Annotated in this window: 21 protein-coding genes; 10 read left to right on the top strand and 11 right to left on the bottom strand. The window is 68.9% G+C overall.

Annotation, left to right across the window (positions count from 1 at the left end):
- Positions 1–70 precede the first annotated feature (70 nt).
- Positions 71–883: a cupin domain-containing protein gene (locus tag SOM08_RS12315; protein WP_116960488.1), complete on the bottom strand. Its 813-nt coding sequence runs from the start codon at positions 881–883 to the stop codon at positions 71–73.
- Positions 884–961: 78 nt separating this feature from the next.
- On the opposite strand from SOM08_RS12315, the gene SOM08_RS12310 reads away from it, so the two are divergent.
- Genes SOM08_RS12310 through SOM08_RS12295 form a run of 4 tightly spaced genes read left to right on the top strand, consistent with a single transcriptional unit; the run spans position 962 to position 4,540 of the window.
- Entirely contained in the window at positions 962–1,792 is an 831-nt protein-coding gene (locus SOM08_RS12310) for an SDR family NAD(P)-dependent oxidoreductase (RefSeq protein ID WP_116960487.1), read from the top strand.
- Positions 1,789–2,769, top strand: coding sequence for a TRAP transporter substrate-binding protein (locus tag SOM08_RS12305; RefSeq protein ID WP_116960486.1), 981 nt, complete (start codon positions 1,789–1,791; stop codon positions 2,767–2,769). Before SOM08_RS12310 ends, SOM08_RS12305 begins: the two co-directional genes overlap by 4 nt.
- Positions 2,766–3,242 carry a TRAP transporter small permease gene (locus SOM08_RS12300; RefSeq protein WP_116960485.1) on the top strand — a complete coding sequence of 159 codons (477 nt, stop codon included), beginning with the start codon at positions 2,766–2,768 and terminating at the stop codon, positions 3,240–3,242. Before SOM08_RS12305 ends, SOM08_RS12300 begins: the two co-directional genes overlap by 4 nt.
- Positions 3,242–4,540, top strand: a complete 1,299-nt coding sequence (locus SOM08_RS12295; protein ID WP_116960484.1) for a TRAP transporter large permease — start codon at positions 3,242–3,244, stop codon at positions 4,538–4,540. Before SOM08_RS12300 ends, SOM08_RS12295 begins: the two co-directional genes overlap by 1 nt.
- 22 nt (positions 4,541–4,562) lie before the next feature.
- Here SOM08_RS12295 and SOM08_RS12290 read toward each other — a convergent pair whose 3' ends face one another.
- The 4 genes from SOM08_RS12290 to SOM08_RS12275 are packed head-to-tail and all read right to left on the bottom strand — an operon-like array spanning position 4,563 to position 9,023.
- Positions 4,563–6,980, bottom strand: a complete 2,418-nt coding sequence (locus tag SOM08_RS12290) for a xanthine dehydrogenase family protein molybdopterin-binding subunit (protein WP_322469026.1) — start codon at positions 6,978–6,980, stop codon at positions 4,563–4,565.
- Positions 6,977–7,462: a (2Fe-2S)-binding protein gene (locus tag SOM08_RS12285; protein WP_116960479.1), complete on the bottom strand. Its 486-nt coding sequence runs from the start codon at positions 7,460–7,462 to the stop codon at positions 6,977–6,979. Before SOM08_RS12285 ends, SOM08_RS12290 begins: the two co-directional genes overlap by 4 nt.
- 18 nt (positions 7,463–7,480) lie before the next feature.
- Entirely contained in the window at positions 7,481–8,335 is an 855-nt protein-coding gene (locus tag SOM08_RS12280) for an FAD binding domain-containing protein (protein ID WP_116960478.1), read from the bottom strand.
- 10 nt (positions 8,336–8,345) lie between these two features.
- Entirely contained in the window at positions 8,346–9,023 is a 678-nt protein-coding gene (locus SOM08_RS12275) for a carbon monoxide dehydrogenase subunit G (protein WP_322469025.1), read from the bottom strand.
- Positions 9,024–9,112: 89 nt separating this feature from the next.
- Between SOM08_RS12275 and SOM08_RS12270 the strand changes: the two genes are divergently transcribed.
- Genes SOM08_RS12270 through SOM08_RS12255 form a run of 4 tightly spaced genes read left to right on the top strand, consistent with a single transcriptional unit; the run spans position 9,113 to position 12,873 of the window.
- Positions 9,113–9,823 (top strand): TetR/AcrR family transcriptional regulator, encoded by a 711-nt coding sequence (locus SOM08_RS12270; RefSeq protein WP_322469024.1) that lies wholly within the window; start codon positions 9,113–9,115, stop codon positions 9,821–9,823.
- 37 nt (positions 9,824–9,860) lie between these two features.
- Entirely contained in the window at positions 9,861–10,931 is a 1,071-nt protein-coding gene (locus SOM08_RS12265; protein ID WP_116960475.1) for a C4-dicarboxylate TRAP transporter substrate-binding protein, read from the top strand.
- A 57-nt stretch (positions 10,932–10,988) separates the two neighbouring features.
- Positions 10,989–11,552, top strand: coding sequence for a TRAP transporter small permease subunit (locus tag SOM08_RS12260; protein WP_116960474.1), 564 nt, complete (start codon positions 10,989–10,991; stop codon positions 11,550–11,552).
- Positions 11,545–12,873, top strand: a complete 1,329-nt coding sequence (locus SOM08_RS12255) for a TRAP transporter large permease (protein ID WP_322469023.1) — start codon at positions 11,545–11,547, stop codon at positions 12,871–12,873. The genes SOM08_RS12260 and SOM08_RS12255 overlap by 8 nt, the downstream gene beginning before the upstream one ends.
- A gap of 20 nt (positions 12,874–12,893) precedes the next feature.
- Here SOM08_RS12255 and SOM08_RS12250 read toward each other — a convergent pair whose 3' ends face one another.
- The 5 genes from SOM08_RS12250 to SOM08_RS12230 are packed head-to-tail and all read right to left on the bottom strand — an operon-like array spanning position 12,894 to position 17,589.
- Positions 12,894–13,898, bottom strand: coding sequence for a 2Fe-2S iron-sulfur cluster-binding protein (locus SOM08_RS12250; protein WP_322469022.1), 1,005 nt, complete (start codon positions 13,896–13,898; stop codon positions 12,894–12,896).
- Between the two features lie 19 nt (positions 13,899–13,917).
- Positions 13,918–14,874: a PdxA family dehydrogenase gene (locus SOM08_RS12245; RefSeq protein ID WP_322469021.1), complete on the bottom strand. Its 957-nt coding sequence runs from the start codon at positions 14,872–14,874 to the stop codon at positions 13,918–13,920.
- Between the two features lie 17 nt (positions 14,875–14,891).
- Positions 14,892–15,335, bottom strand: coding sequence for an aromatic-ring-hydroxylating dioxygenase subunit beta (locus SOM08_RS12240; protein ID WP_416187017.1), 444 nt, complete (start codon positions 15,333–15,335; stop codon positions 14,892–14,894).
- A gap of 17 nt (positions 15,336–15,352) precedes the next feature.
- Entirely contained in the window at positions 15,353–16,588 is a 1,236-nt protein-coding gene (locus SOM08_RS12235; protein WP_116960469.1) for an aromatic ring-hydroxylating dioxygenase subunit alpha, read from the bottom strand.
- Between the two features lie 8 nt (positions 16,589–16,596).
- Positions 16,597–17,589 (bottom strand): Bug family tripartite tricarboxylate transporter substrate binding protein, encoded by a 993-nt coding sequence (locus SOM08_RS12230; RefSeq protein ID WP_116960468.1) that lies wholly within the window; start codon positions 17,587–17,589, stop codon positions 16,597–16,599.
- A 110-nt stretch (positions 17,590–17,699) separates the two neighbouring features.
- Here SOM08_RS12230 and SOM08_RS12225 point away from each other — a divergent pair, with 110 nt between their 5' ends.
- Positions 17,700–18,527 (top strand): IclR family transcriptional regulator domain-containing protein, encoded by an 828-nt coding sequence (locus SOM08_RS12225; RefSeq protein WP_116960503.1) that lies wholly within the window; start codon positions 17,700–17,702, stop codon positions 18,525–18,527.
- Positions 18,528–18,645: 118 nt separating this feature from the next.
- Here SOM08_RS12225 and SOM08_RS12220 read toward each other — a convergent pair whose 3' ends face one another.
- Positions 18,646–18,912 carry a winged helix-turn-helix transcriptional regulator gene (locus tag SOM08_RS12220; RefSeq protein ID WP_116960467.1) on the bottom strand — a complete coding sequence of 89 codons (267 nt, stop codon included), beginning with the start codon at positions 18,910–18,912 and terminating at the stop codon, positions 18,646–18,648.
- Positions 18,913–18,998: 86 nt separating this feature from the next.
- Between SOM08_RS12220 and SOM08_RS12215 the strand changes: the two genes are divergently transcribed.
- A complete protein-coding gene (locus tag SOM08_RS12215; protein WP_322469020.1) occupies positions 18,999–19,541 on the top strand; it encodes a carboxymuconolactone decarboxylase family protein in 543 nt (180 codons plus the stop codon).
- Positions 19,542–19,799 lie beyond the last annotated feature (258 nt).

Genomic DNA, 19,799 nt, shown 5'->3' with positions numbered 1-19,799 from the left:
GCGCAGGCCTGCCAGCGCAGCAGCAAGAGCCACAACGGCCCCCGAAGCGCAGAACCGCCAAGACTCCGGATCAGAAGCCGTAGGGCTCAAGCGCCGGATCCCCCCCAGCGTGCGCGGGCGCTTCGGCCCAGGCCAGCAAGGAACAGCCGAAGGTGGACGACACGTCCACGCGCGACCCCGGCTCGATCACCACCACCGACGGCCCCGCCACGCGCGTGTCGCCGATGCGCAGGTCGCCCGCCATCAGGAACCAGTCGGTCAGGCCCTGGTGCTGCAGATCGGGCAGGTGCGCGCCGGGCCACAGCTGCAACATGCACAGGCGCCGGTTGTGCCCCGTGCCCGCGTAGTCGAACACCGCGCGGCGCGACACGCGCGCAAACGGCGAAGCCACCGGCACCACCTCGTCGAGCACCACGGTGATGTCCGGGGGCGTGAACGGCGATTCGTTGACCACCGTGGTCTTCTTCGCGTGCGGGTGGATCGCCGCGCCATCGGGCTCGATCGTCACGGGCGCCTCCAGGCGCGAGAACAGCGTGCAGCCGCCGTAGGTCACCGCATCGTGCGTGGCGCCCGCGAGGTTGATACCCACCGCGCCCGCGCGCGTGGTGCACTGGAAGTCGACCAGCTCACCCGACAGAAAGTAGCTGCTCGCGGTGCCCCGGTGCTGGTGCACGCCCGATCGGCTCATGGGATCGAAGGCGATCAGCCCGAGGAACAGGCCCGCGGCTTCGTCGCGGCGCACCGCCTTCTCGCGCGCGGTGCCGCGCGGCGTGGTGCGCCAGGGCAGGCTCTCCAGGTCGTAGGCGTACACGCCGGGCAGCGCCTGGTGACCGGGTATCCAGCCGGCGCTTTGGCCCTTCTGCGATTCGTGGACGGCGTTCATCGAAGCTCCTTAGGGTAAACGAGAGGGTTCGGTATTTGGTAACGATCGTTACTATATGGCCGAACCGAGGATGCTGTCATGTCTTTTGTTTCGACCTCCGACGACGCGCCGGTGAGCGTGGTCACCGGCGGCGCCAGCGGCATCGGCGCCGCCACCGCCGCCCTGCTCGCGCGGCGCGGCCACCAGGTGGTCACGCTCGACCGCGCCGCCGTGCCGGACGCCACGCTCGCGGGCGCGGTGGCCGACGGGCGCCTCACGCACATCGCCTGCGACCTGGCGCGCGAGGACGCGGTGTGCGCCGCCTTTCTTGCCATCGCGCAGCGCTTCGGCCGCATCGGCGGCCTGGTGAACAGCGCCGGCATCGAATCGCGCCACCTGCTCGACGACATGACCGTGACCGACTGGGACCGCGTGCTCGACGTGAACCTGCGCGGCACCATGCTCTGTCTGCGCGAGGCCGCGCCGCTCATGCGCGACGGCGGCTCGGTGGTCAACGTGGCCTCCATCGCGGGCAAGCGCATGTCCTATTCGGGCGACGCGGCCTACACCGCGTCCAAGGGCGCGGTGCTTGCCTTCACGCGCCACATGGCCTTCGAACTCTCGGGCCGGCGCATCCGCGTGAACGCCGTGTGCCCCGGCCCCACGCTCACGCCCATGATCCACCGCAGCCTCAGCGCCGAGCGCATCGCCGCCGTGGCCGAGACCGTGCCCCTGGGCCGCTGGGTCGAGGCCGCGGACGTGGCCGAGTCCATCGCCTTCCTGCTTTCCCCCGCCGCCGCCATGATCACCGGCAGCACCATCGACGTTGATGGCGGCATGCTGGTGTCCAACGGCACCCCTTACCGGGACTACGTGGCCGCCCGGCAAGCCCAGCGCCCCATGCCACCCCAACAGGAGACCACGCCATGAAACGCATCCGCCCCTTGCTGGCCGGGCTCGCGCTCGCCAGCCTCGCCTTCGCCGCGACCGCGCAACCCGCGCTGCGCATGGCCTACGTCGCACCACCGCCGGTGTGGGGGCCCATTGCCGACCACTACGCGAAAGAAGTGGCCGACCGCAGCAACGGCGAACTCAAGGTGCAGTCCTTCGGCGCCGGGCAGCTCGGCAGCCTGCCGCAGAACTACGCGGGCCTGCGCACCGGCCAGATCGACATGATGCTGGCCGACACCGGCACGCTGGCGCTGGCCAAGGGCGGCAAGGACTTCAACGCCCTGTTCGCGCCCTATGTGTTCCGCGACCACGCGCACTTCAAGGCCTTCATGCAGTCCGACACCTTCCGCCAGATGCTGGCGCCGGTGGAGAAGGAAGCCGGCTTCAAGTACGTGGGCTACGTGTCCGACCGCTCGCCGCGCCAGCTCACCACGTCCAACCGCAAGGTGCTCAAGCCCGATGACATGAAAGGCCTGAAGGTGCGCGTGCCCGAGACGCCCGCCATCCTGGAAGTGATGAAGGGCTGGGGCGCCGCGCCCACGCCCGTGCCCGCGGCCGAGCTCTACCTCGCCATGAAGCAGGGCCTGGTCGACGGCCAGGACAACGGCTTCGACGCCATCGCCGGCGCCAAGTACTACGAGGTGCAGAAGTACGCCATGCGCATCGACTACATCCAGTCGGGCCTGATGGTGCTGATGGCCGCGGACAAGTGGTCGCGCCTGTCGCCGGCCCAGCAGAAGGCCATGACCGAGGCCGTGGCCGCCACCGAGAAGTGGGCCAGCCAGATGACCTGGGACGTGGCCACCAAGTCCATCGACACGCTCAAGGCCAATGGCATGGAGATCGTCGAGCCCGACCTCGCCGCCTTCCGCCAGGCGGCCGACAAGGTGATCACGGGCTTCGACGGCCAGCTCTGGTCCAAGGGCACGATCGAGAAAATCCGGGCCGTCAAATGAACCGGCTGCTCGGCTGGCTCGACCGGGTGATGCTGGCCCTTCTGGGCGCCTGCCTGCTGGTCCTCGTGCTGGTGGGGGGCGGCCAGATCCTGCTGCGCGAGCTCGCGGACATCCCCCTGCCCTGGGCCACCGAATTCAGCGTGGTGCTCATGATCTGGGCCACCATGCTCACCGGCTACGTGGGCGTGCGCCGCGACAGCCACCTCTCGGCCGACTTCCTGGGCCTGGCCATGTCCGAGCGCAAGCGCGCCCTGATGCGCACATTGGCGCTGCTGCTCTCGCTGGTGTTCGTGGCGGTCTACGGCTGGGAAAGCCGCCTCGTCATCGATGCCATGGAGGGCATCCCCTTCACCTCCATGCCGGCCACGCAGCCGCTGCTGTACTGGTCGCTGCCGGTGGGCGCGGCGCTGATGGCGCTGGCGCTGCTGGACAAGCTGTGGCAGCAGTGGAGCGGCGTTCGCGGAGCGGCCTGATGCAACAGCTGATCCTCTTCGGCATCCTGATGGCCGCTTTCATGGCCTTCGCGGTCATCGGCGTGCCGGTGTTCTTCGCCATGGGCCTGGCGGCGCTGGTCTTCATCGCCTGCAGCGGCGGGGCCGTGCCGCTCAACATCGTGGCCTCGTCCATGGTGCAAGGCATGGACTCCTTCGCCTTCCTGGCCATCCCCTTCTTCTTCCTCGCGGGCGAGCTCATGAACACCGGCGGCATCACGCGCCGGCTGCTCAACTTCGCCTCGGCGGCGGTGGGCCACATCCGCGGCGGCCTGTCGCACGTGGCCATCCTGGCGAGCATGGTGTTCTCGGGCGTGTCAGGCTCGGCAGTGGCCGACGCCTCGGCCATCGGCTCCTCGATGATCCCGGCCATGAAGGACAAGGGCTACCCCGGCGCCTACGCCGCCGCCGTGGTGGCCGCCGCGTCCACCATGGGCCCCATCATTCCGCCCTCCATCGCCTTCGTGGTGTACGCCCTGGTGAGCGACGTGTCGGTGGGCCAGCTGTTCCTGGCCGGCGCCATCCCGGGCCTGCTGATGGGTGTGTACCTGCTGGCCGCGGCGAGCTGGGTCGCGCACCGGCGCAACCTGCCCTACTCCGAGCGCACCTCGCTGCGTGCCGTGGGCCGCGCCGCCTGGGACGCGCTGCCCGCGCTGGCCATGCCGGTCATCATCATTGGCGGCATCGTCGGCGGCGTGGTCACGCCCACCGAGGCCGGCATCACCGCCGTGCTCTACGCCATCGTCATCAGCGTGCTGTTCTACCGCGAGCTGACGTGGCGCCAGACCTGGCACATCTTCCGCGAGTGCATGGTCAGCTCCGGCATCATCCTGCTCACCATCGCGGCTTCAGGCATCTTCTCGTGGCTGGTGGCCAACCTGGCCATCGGCGAAACGCTCGCCACCACGCTCAAGACCCTCACCGACAGCCCCTGGGTGATGCTGGCGCTCATCAACATCGTGCTGCTGCTCTGGGGCCTGGCGCTGGAGCCCGCCGTGGCGCTGGTGACGCTGGTGCCGGTGCTGGTGCCCATCGCCAACGCCTACGGCATCGACCTCGTGCACCTGGGCGTGATCGTGGTGCTCAACCTCATGATCGGCCAGCTCACGCCGCCCTCGGGCGTCATCACCTTCCTCACCGCGCAAATCGCGGGCTCGCCGCTGCACGCGGTGTTCAAGGAGGCCCTGCCGTTCACGCTGGCACTGATCGCGGTGCTGCTGATCGTGACCTACGTGCCGCTGGTGTCGCTGTGGCTGCCGGCGGTGTGGATCGGCGGCTGAGCACCGCCGCGACCACCCCCGCTCACGCCACCTTGCCCAGCGCCCGCAGCAGCTTCTGCGGCGTGATCGGCTGCGAGTGCACCAGCGCGCCGAAGGGCGCGATGGCGTCGTTGATGGCGTTCATCACCGCCGCTGGCGCACCGGCCGTGCCGGCCTCGCCCGCGCCCTTGGCCCCCAGCTTCGAGCTGCGCGTGGGCGTCATCACATGCGCCAGCTCGATGTCGGGCATCTCCGCCGACATGGGCACCAGGTAGTCGGCCATGTTGGCGTTGAGCATGAGGCCTGCCTCGTCGTACAGGCACTCTTCGAACAGCGCGCCGCCGATGCCCTGCACGATGGCGCCGCGCATCTGCTCGTCCACCAGCATGGGGTTGAGCACGCGGCCGCAGTCCTCCACGGCCCAGTGCTTGAGCAGCCTCACGAAGCCCGTTTCGGGGTCGACCTCCACGTAGGACGCCTGCACGCCGTTGGTGAAGATGAAGGGGTAGTCGCGCTGCGCGTAGTGGCGCGTGACCATGAGCTCGGGCGTGAAGCCCGCCGGCAGCGTGTCCGATCGGAAGTAGGCGATGCGGCCCAGTTCCTGCAGCGGCAGCAGTTCCTGGCCATCGCCGGCGTCGACGACCCGGTCGCGGCGAAGCGCCAGCGTGTCCGGCTCGCGCTTCAGGATGGCCGCCGCCACCTTGAGGATGTTGTCGCGCAGCGCCTGGCCCGCGAGCAGCACGGCCTCGCCGCCGATGCCGGCGCCACGCGAGGCCCAGGTGCCTCCCCCGTAGGGCGTCACGTCCGTGTCGCCGGTGATGACCTTGACCTTGGTGATGTCCACGCCCACCGCGTCCGCCGCGATCTGGCGGTAGATGCCCTCGGTGCCCTGGCCCTGCTCGCCCACGCCCACCAGCACGGTGATGTCGCCCTCCGGGTCCAGGCGCACGGTGGCGCCGTCCTGCGAGGCGATGCGCGCGCCGCCCACGCCGTAGAACGCGGCACTGGGGTTGGTGAGCTCGATCACCACCGCGAAGCCGATGCCGCGGTGGATGCCCTGCTGGCGCAGCGCGGTCTGCTCGGCGCGCAACGCGTCGTAGTTCATCAGCTCGCGCAGCTTCTTCAGACTGGCCTCGTGCGACAGCACCTCGAGCTTGATGCCCGAGGCCCCCGTGGCCGGGTAGGCGTCGTCGGGGATCACGTTGCGGGCGCGGATGTCGAACGGGTCCATGCCGATCTTCTGCGCCGCCAGGTCCATCAGGGCCTCGGTCACGGCGCAGGCGATGGGGTGGCCCACGCCGCGGTACTGGCAGGTGGGCGTCTTGTTCTGGAACACCACGTCCAGCTTGGCGCGGTAGTGCTGGTGCTTGTAGGGCCCGCCCACCAGGTTGACGACCTGGTTGCCTTCGATGGCGCTGGTGCGCGGAAACATCGAGTAGGGTCCGATCGCGGTGAGGTCGTCGATCTCGAAGCCGAGGATCTCGCCGTCTTTGTTGGCCGCGATGCGGCCGCGCACGCGGTGGTGGCGCGCGTGGATGTCGCTGGTGAAACTCTCCAGCCGGTCGGCCACGAACTTCACCGGACGGCACAACAGGATGGACAGGGCCACGGTCGCGAAGTCGTCGGGGTAGGCGTGCACCTTGATGCCGAAGGAGCCGCCCACGTCCTTGCAGATCACGCGGATGGCGCTCGCGGGCAGGTCGAACTGGCGTCCGTACAGGTCCTGCATCATGTGCGGCGCCTGGCAGGAGTGGTAGACGGTGAGGCGCTGCTCGGCCGGATTCCAGTGCGCGATCTGCCCGCGCGGCTCCAGCGTCACGCCGGTGTGGCGGCCGAACTCGAACGTGGCCTCGGCCACCGCATCGGCTTCGGCGAACACCCGGTCCACCTCGCCCACGTTCAGGCTGCGCGTGAAGCACAGGTTGTCGCCCAGCTCGGCGTGAATCGGTGGCGTGCCGGCGTCCAGCGCGGACTCCATGTCGGTGGCCAGCGGCAGCTCCTCCCAGTCCACCACCACGTGCTGCAGCGCGTCCTCGGCCTGCGCGCGCGTTTCCGCCACCACCGCCACCACGGGCTCGCCCTGCCAGCAGGCGCGTTCCACGGCCAGCGCATGCTGCGGGGCGGACTTCATGCCCGCCAGGTGGCCCAGCACCGCCACCCAGGGCTTGCAGACCTTGGCGAGATCGTGGCCGTCGGCCACCATCAGCACGCCGGGCATGGCGCGCGCGGCATCGGCCTGCACGGCCTTGATGCGCATGTGCGCCACCGGGCTGCGCCAGAACACCACGTGCGCCAGGCGCGGCAGCTCGATGTCGTCGATGAACTGACCCAGGCCTTGCGTGAGACGCTCGATGCCGCCGCGCGGCACCGGCGCGCCGATGTAGCGCTGGTCCTCGGTGACGGGCGCGATCGGCGCGGCCTGTTCGACGCCGGGCTCCAGATTGACGATGTCGCGTTTCACAGGCCCGCCTCCTTGCGCTGGCGCAGCACATCACAGATCGCGTCGACGATGGCGTGGTAGCCGGTGCAGCGGCAGTAGTTGCCCGAGATCCAGTCGCGCACCTCGGCGCGTGTGGCCTCGGGGCGCGTCTCCACCAGCTCCTTGGCCGCCATCAGCATGCCCGAGGTGCAGAAGCCGCACTGCAGCGCGTTGCGCGCAACGAAAGCCTGCTGCAGGTCGCGGATCGCGCCACTCTGGCTCAGGCCTTCGATGGTCCTGACCTCGCCACCGTCGGCCTGCACGGCCAGCGTGAGGCAGCCGCGCACGATCTGGCCGTTGAGTTCGACGGTGCAGGCGCCACAGACGCCGTGCTCGCAACCGAGGTGGCTGCCCTTGAGGCCGAGGTCTTCGCGCAGGAAATCCACCAGATGGGTGCGCGGCTCGACGCGGCAATGGCGCGTGTGGCCATTGACGCTGACTTGGATGGGGTGCAGGTCCGACATGGGCGGGGGGCTTTCGGGTCAGGCGCGCGCCGCGGCCAGCAGGCGCTGCAACAGCACGCCGGCCAGGTGGCGCTTGGTCTCGGGGGTGTTGGTGAGGTCGGGCAAGGGATCGATCTCGGCGCGCAGACTGGCCACGGCGAGCGCCAGCGTGGCCTCATCGGGCGCCTTGCCCTCGAGCAGGGCTTCGGTGCGGCGCGCGCGCCACGGTGTGGTGGCCACGCCCATGAAAGCCAGCCGCGGCGACGACAGCGCGCCGCGGCTGCGTCGCGCCGAAGCCGCCAGGCCCACGATGGCGTAGTCGCCGTGGCGGCGCGCGAGCTGGGCCATGCCACTCCACCCATCGGGCGCCGCCACCGGGACCTCGCCCGCGACCACGATCTCGTCGGGCCGCAGCGCGGTGGTGTACAGGCCGGTGAAGAAGTCGTCGGCCGCGATGCGGCGCTCGCCCGCCGGCCCTTGCGCCACCACCGTGCCGCCCAGCGCCAGCAGGCAGGCGGGCCATTCGGCCGCCGGGTCGGCGTAGGCGATGGAGCCGCCCCAGGTGCCGCGGTTGCGGATGGCGCGGTGCGCGATGTGGGGCGCGGCCTCGACGAGCAGTGGCGCGTGCCGCGCCACCAAGGGGCTTTGCTCGATCTGCGAGTGCGTGGCCAGCGCGCCGATGCGCAGCACCTCGCCGCGGTGCTCGATGCCGCGCAGCGTGGCGAGGCCAGTGATGTCGATCACCAGCGCGGGCTCGGACAGGCGCATGTTCAGCGTGGCCATCAGCGTTTGCCCTCCGGCCAATACGCGCGCGTCGTCGCCATGGCGGGACAGCAAGTCGACCACCTGCTCGATCGAGCCGGCCTTGACGTAATCGAATGCAGCGGCCTTCAAGGCATCCTCCTCAAGCGGACAACAGGGAAGCGATCCACACGCCGAAGCCGGTGGCCAGGGCGCCAAGCGCGAACCACAACACGCGCACGCCCTCGCCGAGCGGCGCCGGCGCGGCGACCGACGCGGTCCGGGGTGCGGGCGCGACGGACGCAGTGGCCGTGACCGGCGCACCCGCCGCCGCCGCAGGTGGCGCAGCGTCAGCGGACGCGGTCTCTTGCGACACGGTTTCGGCCAGCGGCACCGCCGCGCCAGGCGCCAGCTCGCCCTGGAAGGCCGCGAAGAACTGGTCGGCCATCTGCTTGGCGGCCGCGTCGATCATTCGCCCGCCCACCTGCCCCAGCTTGCCCCCCACCGAGGCCTGCGCCGTGTAGCGCAGCCGCGTGTCACCGCCTTCGTCGGCCAGCGACACGGTGGACTGCCCCTTGGCCATGCCGGCCGCGCCACCCGAGCCTTCGAACTGCAGCGTGCAGCCTTCGCCCGGGCGCACGTCCTGCAAGCGAAGCTGGCCCGTGAAGCGCGCGCGCACCGGCCCCACCTTCACCGCCACGCGCGCCGTGCGCTCGGTGTCGCTGGTGGCCTCCAGGCTTTCGCAGCCGGGAATGCAGCGCGCCAGCACCTGCGGGTCGTTGAGCGCGACCCAGACCTTGTCGCGAGGTGCCGCGATGAGGATGTCTCCGTTGAGTTCCATTCGATTTTTCTGCCCCCGGGTTTTCACGGGTGCGCTTGTTTACCAACCGTTCAACAATGCTATGTCTCATTGACCGTTCGGTAAATAGCGTGCGCATACAGAAAAACCCTGAGCGAGCAAAAAAAGTCGACGCGACAGCGGCCGAAGGCGCACCCGCGCGCCGCCGGCTCAGCGTGTCCGAGCGCGAGCGCCAGATCGTCGACGGTGCGATCCAATTTTTCGCCTCCAACGGCTTCGGTGGCCAGTTGCGCGACCTGGCCAAGAGCATTGGCGTGACGCACGCCCTGCTCTACCACTACTTCCCCACCAAGCAGGCGCTCATCGACCGCGTGTACCTCGACGTGTTCGAGGGCCGCTGGCGCGACAGCTGGGACGAACTGCTGGACGACACCAAGGCCGACGTCGAGGACAAGTTCACCACCTTCTATGCGGACTACGTGAACAACGCGCTCTCGCGCGAGTTCGTCCGCATCCTCATGTTCTCGGGCCTGATGGACCACGCCATCTCCGACCGCTTCTTCGCCATGCTGCGCGAACGCCTGTTCCCGCGCCTGATCCGCGAGACGCGGCGATTCCGCGGCTCCACTTCGCGCGCCAAGCCCAGCGAGCGCGAACTCGAGCTGCTCATGGGCCTGCATGGCGGCATGTTCTACATCTCGATCCGCCGCTGGATCTATGGCCAGGACGTGCACAGCGAAGCCATGCACGACACCTGCGACGAAGCCCTGGTGCGCGACCGCGTGCGCGGCTACCTGCAAGCCAGCCGCGAACTGCTCACCCAGAAGAACCCGGCTCGATGAGCCACCACCCCAAGAGCAACAGAAGGAGACACGACAGATGAAGCTTTCGACCCTCGCCGTGGCCAGCGCACTGGCCCTGGGCGCCGGCCTGGCCGCGCTGCCCGCCGCCGCGCAACAGCGCATCACGGTCAACATCGGCTCCAGCCACCCCACCTCCAACATCTGGGCCTATGCCATGAAGGAGGTGTTCCAGCCCGAGGTGGACCGCATCCTCAAGGCCGGCGGTGGCAAGTACGAGATCCGCTGGCGCGAGAACTACGGCGGCACGCTCTACAAGTTCACCGACACGCGCACCGCCGTGCGCGACGGCATCGTTGACGTGGGCATGGTCGGTACGGTCTGGGAAAACTCGGCGATGCCGCTGCAGAACGTCACCTACTTCACGCCTTTCGCCACCACCAACCACGAGCTGCTGATCGAGATTTTCGACAAGCTCAACACCACGGTGCCCGCACTGCGCGAGAGCTGGACCGCACAGAACATGGTGCCGCTGTCTTCGCTGATCACCGACAGCTACGACATCTACGCCAACTTCCCGATCCGCACCATGGCCGATCTTCACAACAAGAAGATCAACGCGCCCGGCACCTCGGCCAACTGGCTGCGCGAGACCGGCGCCACGCCGGTGGACGGCGCCCTCACCACCTACTACACCAACATCCAGACCGGCGTGACGCAGGGCGCGCTGTCCTTCGCCAGCGGCATCGGGCCGGCGCGCGTATATGAAGTGGCCAAGTACCTCACAAGGGTGGACGTGGGCTCCATGTACTTCGGCAGCGTTGCCGCGAACAAGAAGTTCCACGACGCCCTGCCCAAGGAAGTGCAGGACGCCTTCGCCCAGGCCGGCAAGGCCACGTCCAAGGCGCATGGCCAACACGTCACGAAGACGGCCAACGCCGCGCTGGACACCATGAAGGCCGCGGGCTTGCAGATCGCCGACCTGCCAGCGGCCGAGAAGGCCAAGTGGGTCAACGGCCTGCCCAACATCGTGCAGCCCTGGCTGCAGGCCACGGGCGACAAGGGCAAGGCCGTGCTCAAGGCCTACTTCGACGAGCTGCGCGCACACGGCGTGAAGCCGCTGCGCGACTGGGACAGCCAGAACCGCTGAGCCCCGGCGCCCGCGCCCGGCGCCACGCGGCGACGGGCGCCCCCGTGAAAGTGAACCGTGCACAAGCAAGCTGAACCCGCCGCCGAGGGCGGCGCCCCCGCCCCGGCCGACCCGCACCCGCTGCAGGGCATCGCGCGCACGCTCGCGGCCGTTGGCACCATGTGGATCTTCCTCATGATGATGATGGTCGTGGCCGATGTGGTCGGTCGCAACTTCCTCGACAAACCCATCACGGGCGTGGCGGAGTTCGCCGCGCGCTCGGTGGCCTCCATCGTGTTCCTGCAGCTCGCCGCCGCCATTTGCTCGGGCCGCATGACGCGCAGCGACTTCCTGCTGCGGCTGATCGGCGCGCGCTCGCTCGGCGCGCTGCGCGTGCTCGAGGTGGGCAACGCCCTGCTGGGCTGCCTGCTATTCGTGGCTCTGGCCTTCATCGCCTGGCCCGAACTCTCCCAGGCCTGGAGCACGAACGAGTTCTTCGGCGTGCAGGGCGTGTACACCGTGCCCACCTGGCCCTTTCGCGCACTGATCGTGGGCGGCTCGCTGGTGGCCGCGGGCGCCTACCTGCTGCAGATCCCTTCGCTGTGGCGTCACGCGGGCGAATTCGGAGATCCGCATGAGTGAACTGGTCTTTGGCGGGCTGCTGATCGGTGCGCTCGTGGTCTTCGTGCTGCTGGGCGTTCACATCGCCGTGGCGCTCATCGGCATTGGCTTCGCAGGCATCTGGCTCATGCGAGAGGACGTGGAGATGGCCATGCGCCTGCTCTACCTTTCCGCCTACAACGGCGTGGCCGACTACATCTTCGCCACCATCCCGCTGTTCGTTCTGATGGGCCTGTTGGTGTCCATATCCAACGTGGGCAAGGACACCTTCGAGGTGGCCGAAGCCCTGCTGCGCCGCGTGCGCGGCGGACTGGGCGTGGCCACGGTGGCGGCCAACACCGTGTTCGCTGCGGTCACGGGCGTGTCCATCGCCTCGGCCGCCGTCTTCACCCGCGTGGCCGTGCCCGAGATGGCCCGACACGGCTACCGCACGGCCTTCGCGGCGGGCACGGTGGCGGGCAGTTCGGTGCTGGGCATGATGATCCCGCCCAGCCTGCTGATGATCATCTACGGCGTGCTCGCCGAGCAGTCCATCGGCACGCTGTTCATCGCCGGCATCATCCCGGGCTTCATGCTCGCCGCGGTGTTCGTCACGATGATCGTGCTGATGGCCACCTTCGCGCCCGGCATGGTCTTCGACCTCAAGCGCCAGCGCGACATGGCCCTGCAGCGCGTCAGCGGCCCACTGCTGAGCGGCGCGCAGATGGCCGGCAAGCTGGTGCCCATCGTGGCCCTGGTGGCGCTGGTGCTGGGCGGGCTCTACAGCGGCTTCTTCACCCCCACCGAGGCCGGCGGCATCGGCGCGTTCGGCGCGCTGGTGGTGGCGCTGGCGCGGCGCAGCCTGGGCCAGGGCCGCTTCTGGCGCGTGCTGCACGAAACGGGCAGCGTCTCGGTCACCATCCTGATCCTGCTGATCGCCGCGAGCTTCTACAGCCGCATGCTGTCGGTGGCGGGCGTCCCGGTGGCCATCAGCGACCTGGTGCAGGACGCCGGCCTGGGGCCCTATGGTTTTCTGCTGATCTACGTGTTGATCGTGCTCTTCCTCGGCATGATCCTGGACTCCAGCTCCATCCTGCTGATCATGACGCCCGTGGCCGTGCCCATCGCCAGCGACCTCGGCTTCAACCTCATCCAGTTCGGCGTGCTGACCGTGCTCGCGGTGGAGATCGGCTTGCTCACGCCGCCCTTCGGCATCTCGGTGTTCACGGTGAAGTCCACCTTGAACGATCCGCGTGTGTCGGTGGAGGCCATCTTCGGCGGCACCCTGCCTTACGTGGTCGCGATGCTGTTCGTGCTGCTGTTGGTGGCGGTGTTTCCGGTGCTGTCGCTGGCGCTGACCTGAGGCGCCCGCGCGCGGCGGACTCAGCCCGCCGGGCCGGGCACGAAGATGTCGGCGTGGAACCGCTCGGCCGGCAGTTGCATCGCGTCGACGCAGGCCGCACGCACGGCGGACACCATGGGTGGCGCGCCGCAGCAGTAGACCTCGCCGCCGCGCGGCAGCTCGCTGGCCAGGGCCCGCACGGCGGCGTCCACCCTGCCATGGAAGGCGCCCAGGGCCTTCGCCTCTGCACCGTCCTCCAGCGCCGCCACGAAGCGCCAGTTCGGCAAGGCCCTGGCCCATTTGGCGGCGTGCTCCAGCAGGTAGAGGCCAGCGCGGTCGCGTGCGCCCCAGATCAGGGTCACGGAACGCGCCGACTTGCGTTTCGCGAGGTCGTCGAGCAGGGATTTCACCGGAGCGAAGCCGGTTCCGCCACAGACGCACAGCAAGGGGCCACCGGCTTCGGGATCGAGGTCCACCTGGCCGAACGGCAGCTCCACATCGAGCAGGTCACCGGGCTGGAGGTCCGCCACCAGGGCGCTGAAGCGCCCACCCGCGACGTGCCGCACGTGCAATTGCACGCCGTCGCTTTCATGCGGCGGGTTGGCCATCGAGTAGCTGCGCCGTTCGCCATCGGGCAGCTGGACCTGCAGGTACTGTCCCGCGCGGAACTTGGCGCGCTGACCCGCCGGCAGGCGCAGCTGCAACAGGCTGACGTCGGGTGCGGCCAGGGTGTTGCGGTAGACCTTGAGCTGCAGGCGCTTGCGCGCGCCGGGCTCCAGGCGCCGCCAGCTCGACGGCGCGATCGCCAGGTCGGCGCGCGGGCGGCATTGGCACAGCAGTTCCTGACCAGGCGGCGTCGCTTCGGCGGACACGGTGCCGCGCTCGAAGTCGCCGCCCTCGACGCGCGCGGCGCAGTTGCCGCACACGCCCTTGCGGCAGGAATACGGCATCTCGATGCCGGCCTTCAACGCGGCGTCGAGGATGGTTTCTCCGGGCTCGCATCCGAAACACACGTCGGAGCCCACGATGCGGATCTGGTGGCTCATGGCAAATGAAAGGAGAAGGTCAGTCGCGCAACGGGTCCAGCACCAGGCGCAGGCTGCGCAGCAAGGCATCGGGCCGCGCCCGGCCGGTGCCGGCGATGTCCATGGCGCTGCCATGGCCGGTGCTGGCCAGCAGCACCTCGGCGCCGATGGACAGGGCGCTGGCGCCTTGCGGGGCCAGCAGCTTGATGGGGATGTGGCCCTGGTCGTGGAACATGGCCACGTACAGGTCGTGCGGGCGTCGCGCGTGGTCGGCCAACAGCACGTCGGCGCCTTGCGGCTCACCCACGTCCAGGCCCTGCTCGCGCAGCGCTCGCGCCGCGGGCACGGTGCAGCGCGCGTCGTGCGGACCGAACAGCCCCCCTTCGGAGGCGTGCGGATTGATGCCGAACAGCGCGACGCGCGGCTGAGGCAGGCCCAGCCGCTGACAGGCGCGCACGCCGGCGCGCGCGGCCGCCGCCACCAGCTCGGGACTCAGCCGCGACAGCGCGCGCTCCACGCTTTCGTGCAGCGTGGCGTGCACGATGCGCAGGCCGCCGCCCATGAGCAACAAGAAGACCTCGTCTTCGCCGAGTCCGCACACCGAGGCCACCAGGCTGGGGTAGCCGCTGAACGCGATGCCGGCCTGCGCGATGGCGGTCTCGTGGTGCGGGCCGGCCACCACGGCTTGCACCTCCCCCGCACGGCAGGCCTGAATGGCGGCGCTGGCGCTGGCCACCGCGCTGCGGCCGGCGACGGCGTCGATGCGACCGGGCCGGTGCGCGCCCCTCGGCAGGCCGCCCACCTGCACCTGCTTCAGGCCGGCCAGCATGCCTTGCAGACCCAGGCTTTGTGCCGTGGCGCGCAGCACCTCGCCCGGCCCATAGACCACGAGGCGCTCGCGCGCTTCGGGCGCCAGCTCGGCCAGGGCCTTGAGCGCGATCTCCGGGCCGACGCCGTTCGGATCGCCCAGGCTCAAGGCCACGCGCGGCTTGTTCATCGCTGCCCCGCAGCCGTTCACAGCGGCAAGGCCATGAGCGTGTCGGTGACGGTGCTGTCGCACACCGCCACGCGCTCGGCCAGTAGCAGCTTGCCGTCCAACCGAATGAAACGGTCGTGGTAGACGCCGGTCGCGAAGAGCTGCGTTTCGCCGTGCGCCATGATGCGCGCCACCATGAACGGCGTTCGGGCGCGCGCCGATGGCGCCTCGGCCGACTCCAGCACCGGCACGCCCAGCAGGTGGCGGTAGCGCTGGCGCTCGTAGATGTTGGCCTCGCGCAGCGCGGCCACACGGTCTTCGAGCATGGCTCGCGAGTCGGCCCAGACGATACCGGCTGGCAGGCCCTGCTGCTCGTTCTCCACATGGGTGATGCGGTAGAGCGCATCGGGCGCGAAGAAGTCGGGCCACTGCTCCAAGCGGTCGCTATCGATGGTGTCGGCGTAGGCCGCGTGAAAGGCCATCAGGCTCAGCAGGTCGATCACGACGCCACCCCCATGTGCTGGCGGTAGGCTTTCCAGAAGCCGCGCACCGAGGTCTCCGTGGCACGGCCTTCGCCCGAGGCCACCACCTCGCCGCCCATGGCCACCACGGCCTGCTGGTCTCGCGCGCCAGCGATGCCGCGCTGCACGAAGCCGCCCACGGCGCCGTCTTCCATGGAGATGAAGCCCGCCGGGCCCACCAGGTTGCACTGTTTGAGCCGCACGCGCAGCCGCTCGGGCGTGTCGTCCTCGAAGCCGAGGTAGACCCAATGCAATTCGGCGCGGTCCTTGCCCTTGGTCACCACCTGGCGCACGGCCAGGCAGTTCTGGATCTGCTGCAGCACGAAGCCGGGGAACACCGACAGGATCTGCAGCGTGACGCCATCAGGCCATTCGTCAAAGCCTTCGAGCAGGCTCGGGTCCTTCAACCGGTAGCGGTCGTGGTCGGAACGCAGGCCCTGCTCCTTGTACGACGCGTCCTTGGCCGAGGGATCGATCATCGAATAGCTCACGTGGTTGCCGCCCGATTCGTCCACGATCACCCCACCCTTTTGCGAGAGGCGGTTGATCTCGAAGGTGGTGAAGAACAGGTGCAACAGGCTCGCGTGGTAGCTGTCGCGCACGTTCTCCACGTAGAGCTTCCAGTCGTTGGGCAAGGCCTGCGTGAACCGGCCGATCACCTTCACTGGCTTGTGCAGCACGCGCTCGATGCGCGCGCAGATGTCCTCCCCCAGGTACTCCTCGATCGGCGGCACCTCTTCGCTGAAGCTGCCAAACACCAGGCCGCAGAACACGGCCACGCGCAGCTTGCGCGGCCCGTGGTCTTCCTTGCAGAAATCCGGCGGCATGCCACCCTGGCCCTTCACACCCTTCTCGAAGGCCACGCCGGTGAGGTCGCCCTGGCGGCTGTAGCTCCAGGCGTGGTACACGCACTGAAAGCTCTCGGCCTTGCCTGACTTCTCCAGCGCGATCAAGGCGCCGCGGTGCGCACAGCGGTTCTCGAAAGCGTAGACCTCGCCATCGGCGTCGCGTACCACCACCACCGGCGTCTCGCCCACGTGCGTGGTGCGGTAGCTGCCGGCCTCGGGCAACTCGGCGTCCAGGCAGAGGTAGTTCCAGGTGGCGCCTCTGAACACGCGCGCCTGCTCTTGCTCGTGGACGCCGTCGTCCGCATAGACCGCGTAGGGCACGCGGCTGAGCCGATCGGTCCACCGGATGGTTTGCACGTCTGGCATGGCTGGCATTACTCGAGGGTCACGTTGGCGGTCTTGATCACGCGGGCCCACTTGTCCGACTCGGCCTTGATGAAGGCGGCCGTCTGCTTGGGCGTCTGTCCACCGGGTTCGGCGCCTTGGGCGGCGAACTTCTCGCGCACGTCGGGCAAGGCCATGGCTTCGGCGAAATGCTTCTGGACCTGCTGGGCCACGGCGTCGGGCGTGCCGGCGGGCGCCACCACGCTGAAGAAGGTCACGGCCTGCATGTCGGGCAACTTGAGCTCGGCAAAGCTCGGCACGTCGGGCAAGGCCTTGGAGCGGCGACTGTCGGCCACGGCCAGCACCTTGATGCGCTTGCCCTGGTGGTACTGGGCCGACGACGCGATGTTGTCGAAGAAGACGTCGACCTGGCCACCGACCAGGTCCGTGAGCGCGGGCGCGGTGCCGCGGTAGGGGATGTGCACCATGCGCGTGCCCGTGAGCTGCATGAACAGGTTGGCGGTCAGGTGCGAGGTGGACCCATTGCCTTGCGAGGCATAGGTCACCTTGTCGGGGTTGGCCTTGAGGTAGGCGATGAACTCGGCCAGGTTGGTCACGGGCAGTCGGTTCGACACGCCCAGCACATTGGGCACCGTGGCCACCACGGTCACCGGTACCCACTTGGTGGGGTCGAACGGCATGGACTTGTAGAGGTGGTGGTTGATCGCGATCGGGCCCGGGGGCGATACGAGCAAGGTGCTGCCATCGGGCTCGGCGCGCGCGACGAACTCGCCGCCGATGTTGCCGCCCGCGCCGGTGCGGTTCTCCACCACGATGCCGGCGGGATAGGCGTCGCGCATCTTCTCCGCCAGCACGCGCGGTAGCACGTCGGCCGTGCCACCGGCCGGAAACGGCACCACCAGGCGCAGCACCTTGGGTGCCGCTGCCGATTGGGCCTGCGCGTTGAAGGGCAGCACGGCGCTGAGGCCGGCGGCGACCGACGCCGCGGCCAGCGCGCGTCGCGTGATTCGTGGGGAGTTCATGTCATTCCTCTACTGGGGGTGGGCAGAACGTGGCGGCCAAACACCGGCACGGCGGCGCAGTCTAGGCGCGTACTTGATGCACATCAACGAATTCGAACAAAATGTGCGCCATGCGAACTTCACCCAAACCCTCTCCTGACACCCCTGCCGACGGCGCGAGCCATGAAACGGATGAACGCGCCGAACGCGGCGAGCGCGACTACGTCATGGCGCTGGAAAAAGGGCTGGCCATCATCGAAGCCTTCGGTCAGTTGCGCAGCGGGGCCACGCTCACCGAGCTGGCCGACGTCACAGGCCACACCAAGGCGTCGGTGCGCCGTTCATTGCATACCCTGTGCCACCTGGGCTACGCCACGCAGGACGGCCGTCAGTTCCAGCTCGCCGCGCGCGCGCTGCGCCTGGGCTCTGCCTTCGTGGTGTCGGACGCGCTCACGCGATTGGCCCAGCCCATCCTGGAAACCACCGCCGAGCGCACGAAGGAATCGGCTTCGATCGCGGTACTGGATTCGCAAGACTCGGTGTTCGTGGCCCGCGCCACGCACCGGCGCAGCCTATCTGTGGGACTGGGCGTGGGCGCGCGCCTGCCGGCCTACGCCAGCGCCACCGGGCGCGTGCTGCTGGCCGGGCAGCCGCGCGACGCGGTGCGCTTCATGCTCAGCCGCATGGGCCGCCCCGCGCTCACGGTCAAAACCATCACCAGCCTGCCGAAGGTGATGCAACAAGTGGAGCTGGCGCAGCGCCAGGGTTACGCGCTGTGCGACCAGGAACTGGAGATCGGCCTGCGCTCGATCGCGGTGCCCATACTCGACCGCCGAGGCCGCACCATCGCGGCCATGAGCCTGTCGGTGGCAACGAGCCGAATGGACATTCCGGCCATCATGGACAAGCTGTTGCCCGAGCTGGAGCGCGCGAAGCAGAAGTTTCCGGCGCTGTTGTGAAGCGGCGGCCTACGCACAGCTGCGTCCCCGACCTCATCAGCCTGGGCCTCTTCACAGGGGCCCGCGAACAGGAACTGTGCAGCTTGACTGCAGCCCAGGTCGAGGCCAGGTGCGGCAGCTACGTCTGTCTTCGCGCCCAGCCCGTCGCCCATGAGGTCAACGGCTCAAGGGCCACTCCCAGCTTCCGGCCTTCTGCAGTCAGTTGATAGCCCCCAGCGACGTGCTCCACGAGCCCCGCCTCCTTCAACTCGGCGAGCCGCGTGTTCAGCAAGCGCGAGTTGGTCTCGCATGCGTCCTGTAGCGCCCTGAATGTCAACGGGTCTCCGCGCAGCTCCCACAGGATGCGCAGCGCCGTACGCCGCCCCAGAAGGTCGAGCGCGACCATGATGGGACGCCCAGACTTAGAGCCGCGAGCGGGGGAGCCGATGCGAGGTACCATGCTTTAAAATATACAGCAACTCTGGAGACGCCATGCCCACGCGAGTAGCCCCCGCCGTTCCGCCGTTCGAGCCCGAGGTCGCCACCATCATCGACCGCACGATGAAAGGGCAGCCCCCGCTTCACCTCTTCGCCACGCTGGCCCGTGACTCGCGCCTCGCCAAGAAGTTCTTCGCGGGAGGGCTGCTCGACAAAGGCAACTTGACCATCCGCCAACGAGAGGTCGTCATCCACCGGACCACCGCCCTATGTCGATCGGAGTACGAGTGGGGAGTCCATGTCACGGCCTTCGCGCAACACGCAGGACTGACTCCCGAGCAGGTCCACTCGACCGCTGCGGGCACCGCCGAGGATGCCTGCTGGACCCCCGAGGACCGTGTGCTGATTCGCCTTTGCGATGCGCTCCACGAAACCTGCGACATCGACGACAGCCTGTGGCAGGAGCTGAAGGAGCGGTTCAACGAGAACGCCATCATGGAGCTGCTGATGCTCGCCGGGTTCTACCGGACCGTCAGCTACCTCACCAACGGGCTGCGGATGCCGCTGGAGTCCATCGGGGCGCGGTTCCCGGTGTGAACGGAGTACGGGGAGGGCCTACCGACAGCGCTTCCTTCGCGTCCGGCTCTTGAAGCCCCCGGGGGTGGGCTTTCTCGGTGCGCGTCCTTTGCCACAAGGTATCGGCGTCCGCAACGGGGCGCAGGTGTGCGCAGGGCCTGGCGGAGTCGACCCAACTGAGCCGCTCGATCAAGCAGGGCATTCCGAGCAGGCCATGACGGCGAGCCAGCACCAGTGCCTCAGCCATCATCGGGCCTCGCTTGTCGCCTACGGGATTCA

The sequence above is a fragment of the Hydrogenophaga sp. SNF1 genome (assembly GCF_034421675.1).
Classification (GTDB): Bacteria; Pseudomonadota; Gammaproteobacteria; order Burkholderiales; family Burkholderiaceae_C; genus Hydrogenophaga; species Hydrogenophaga borbori.
Note: the sequence above shows the minus strand (reverse complement) of the source record. Positions and strands in the feature narration are given on the sequence as shown.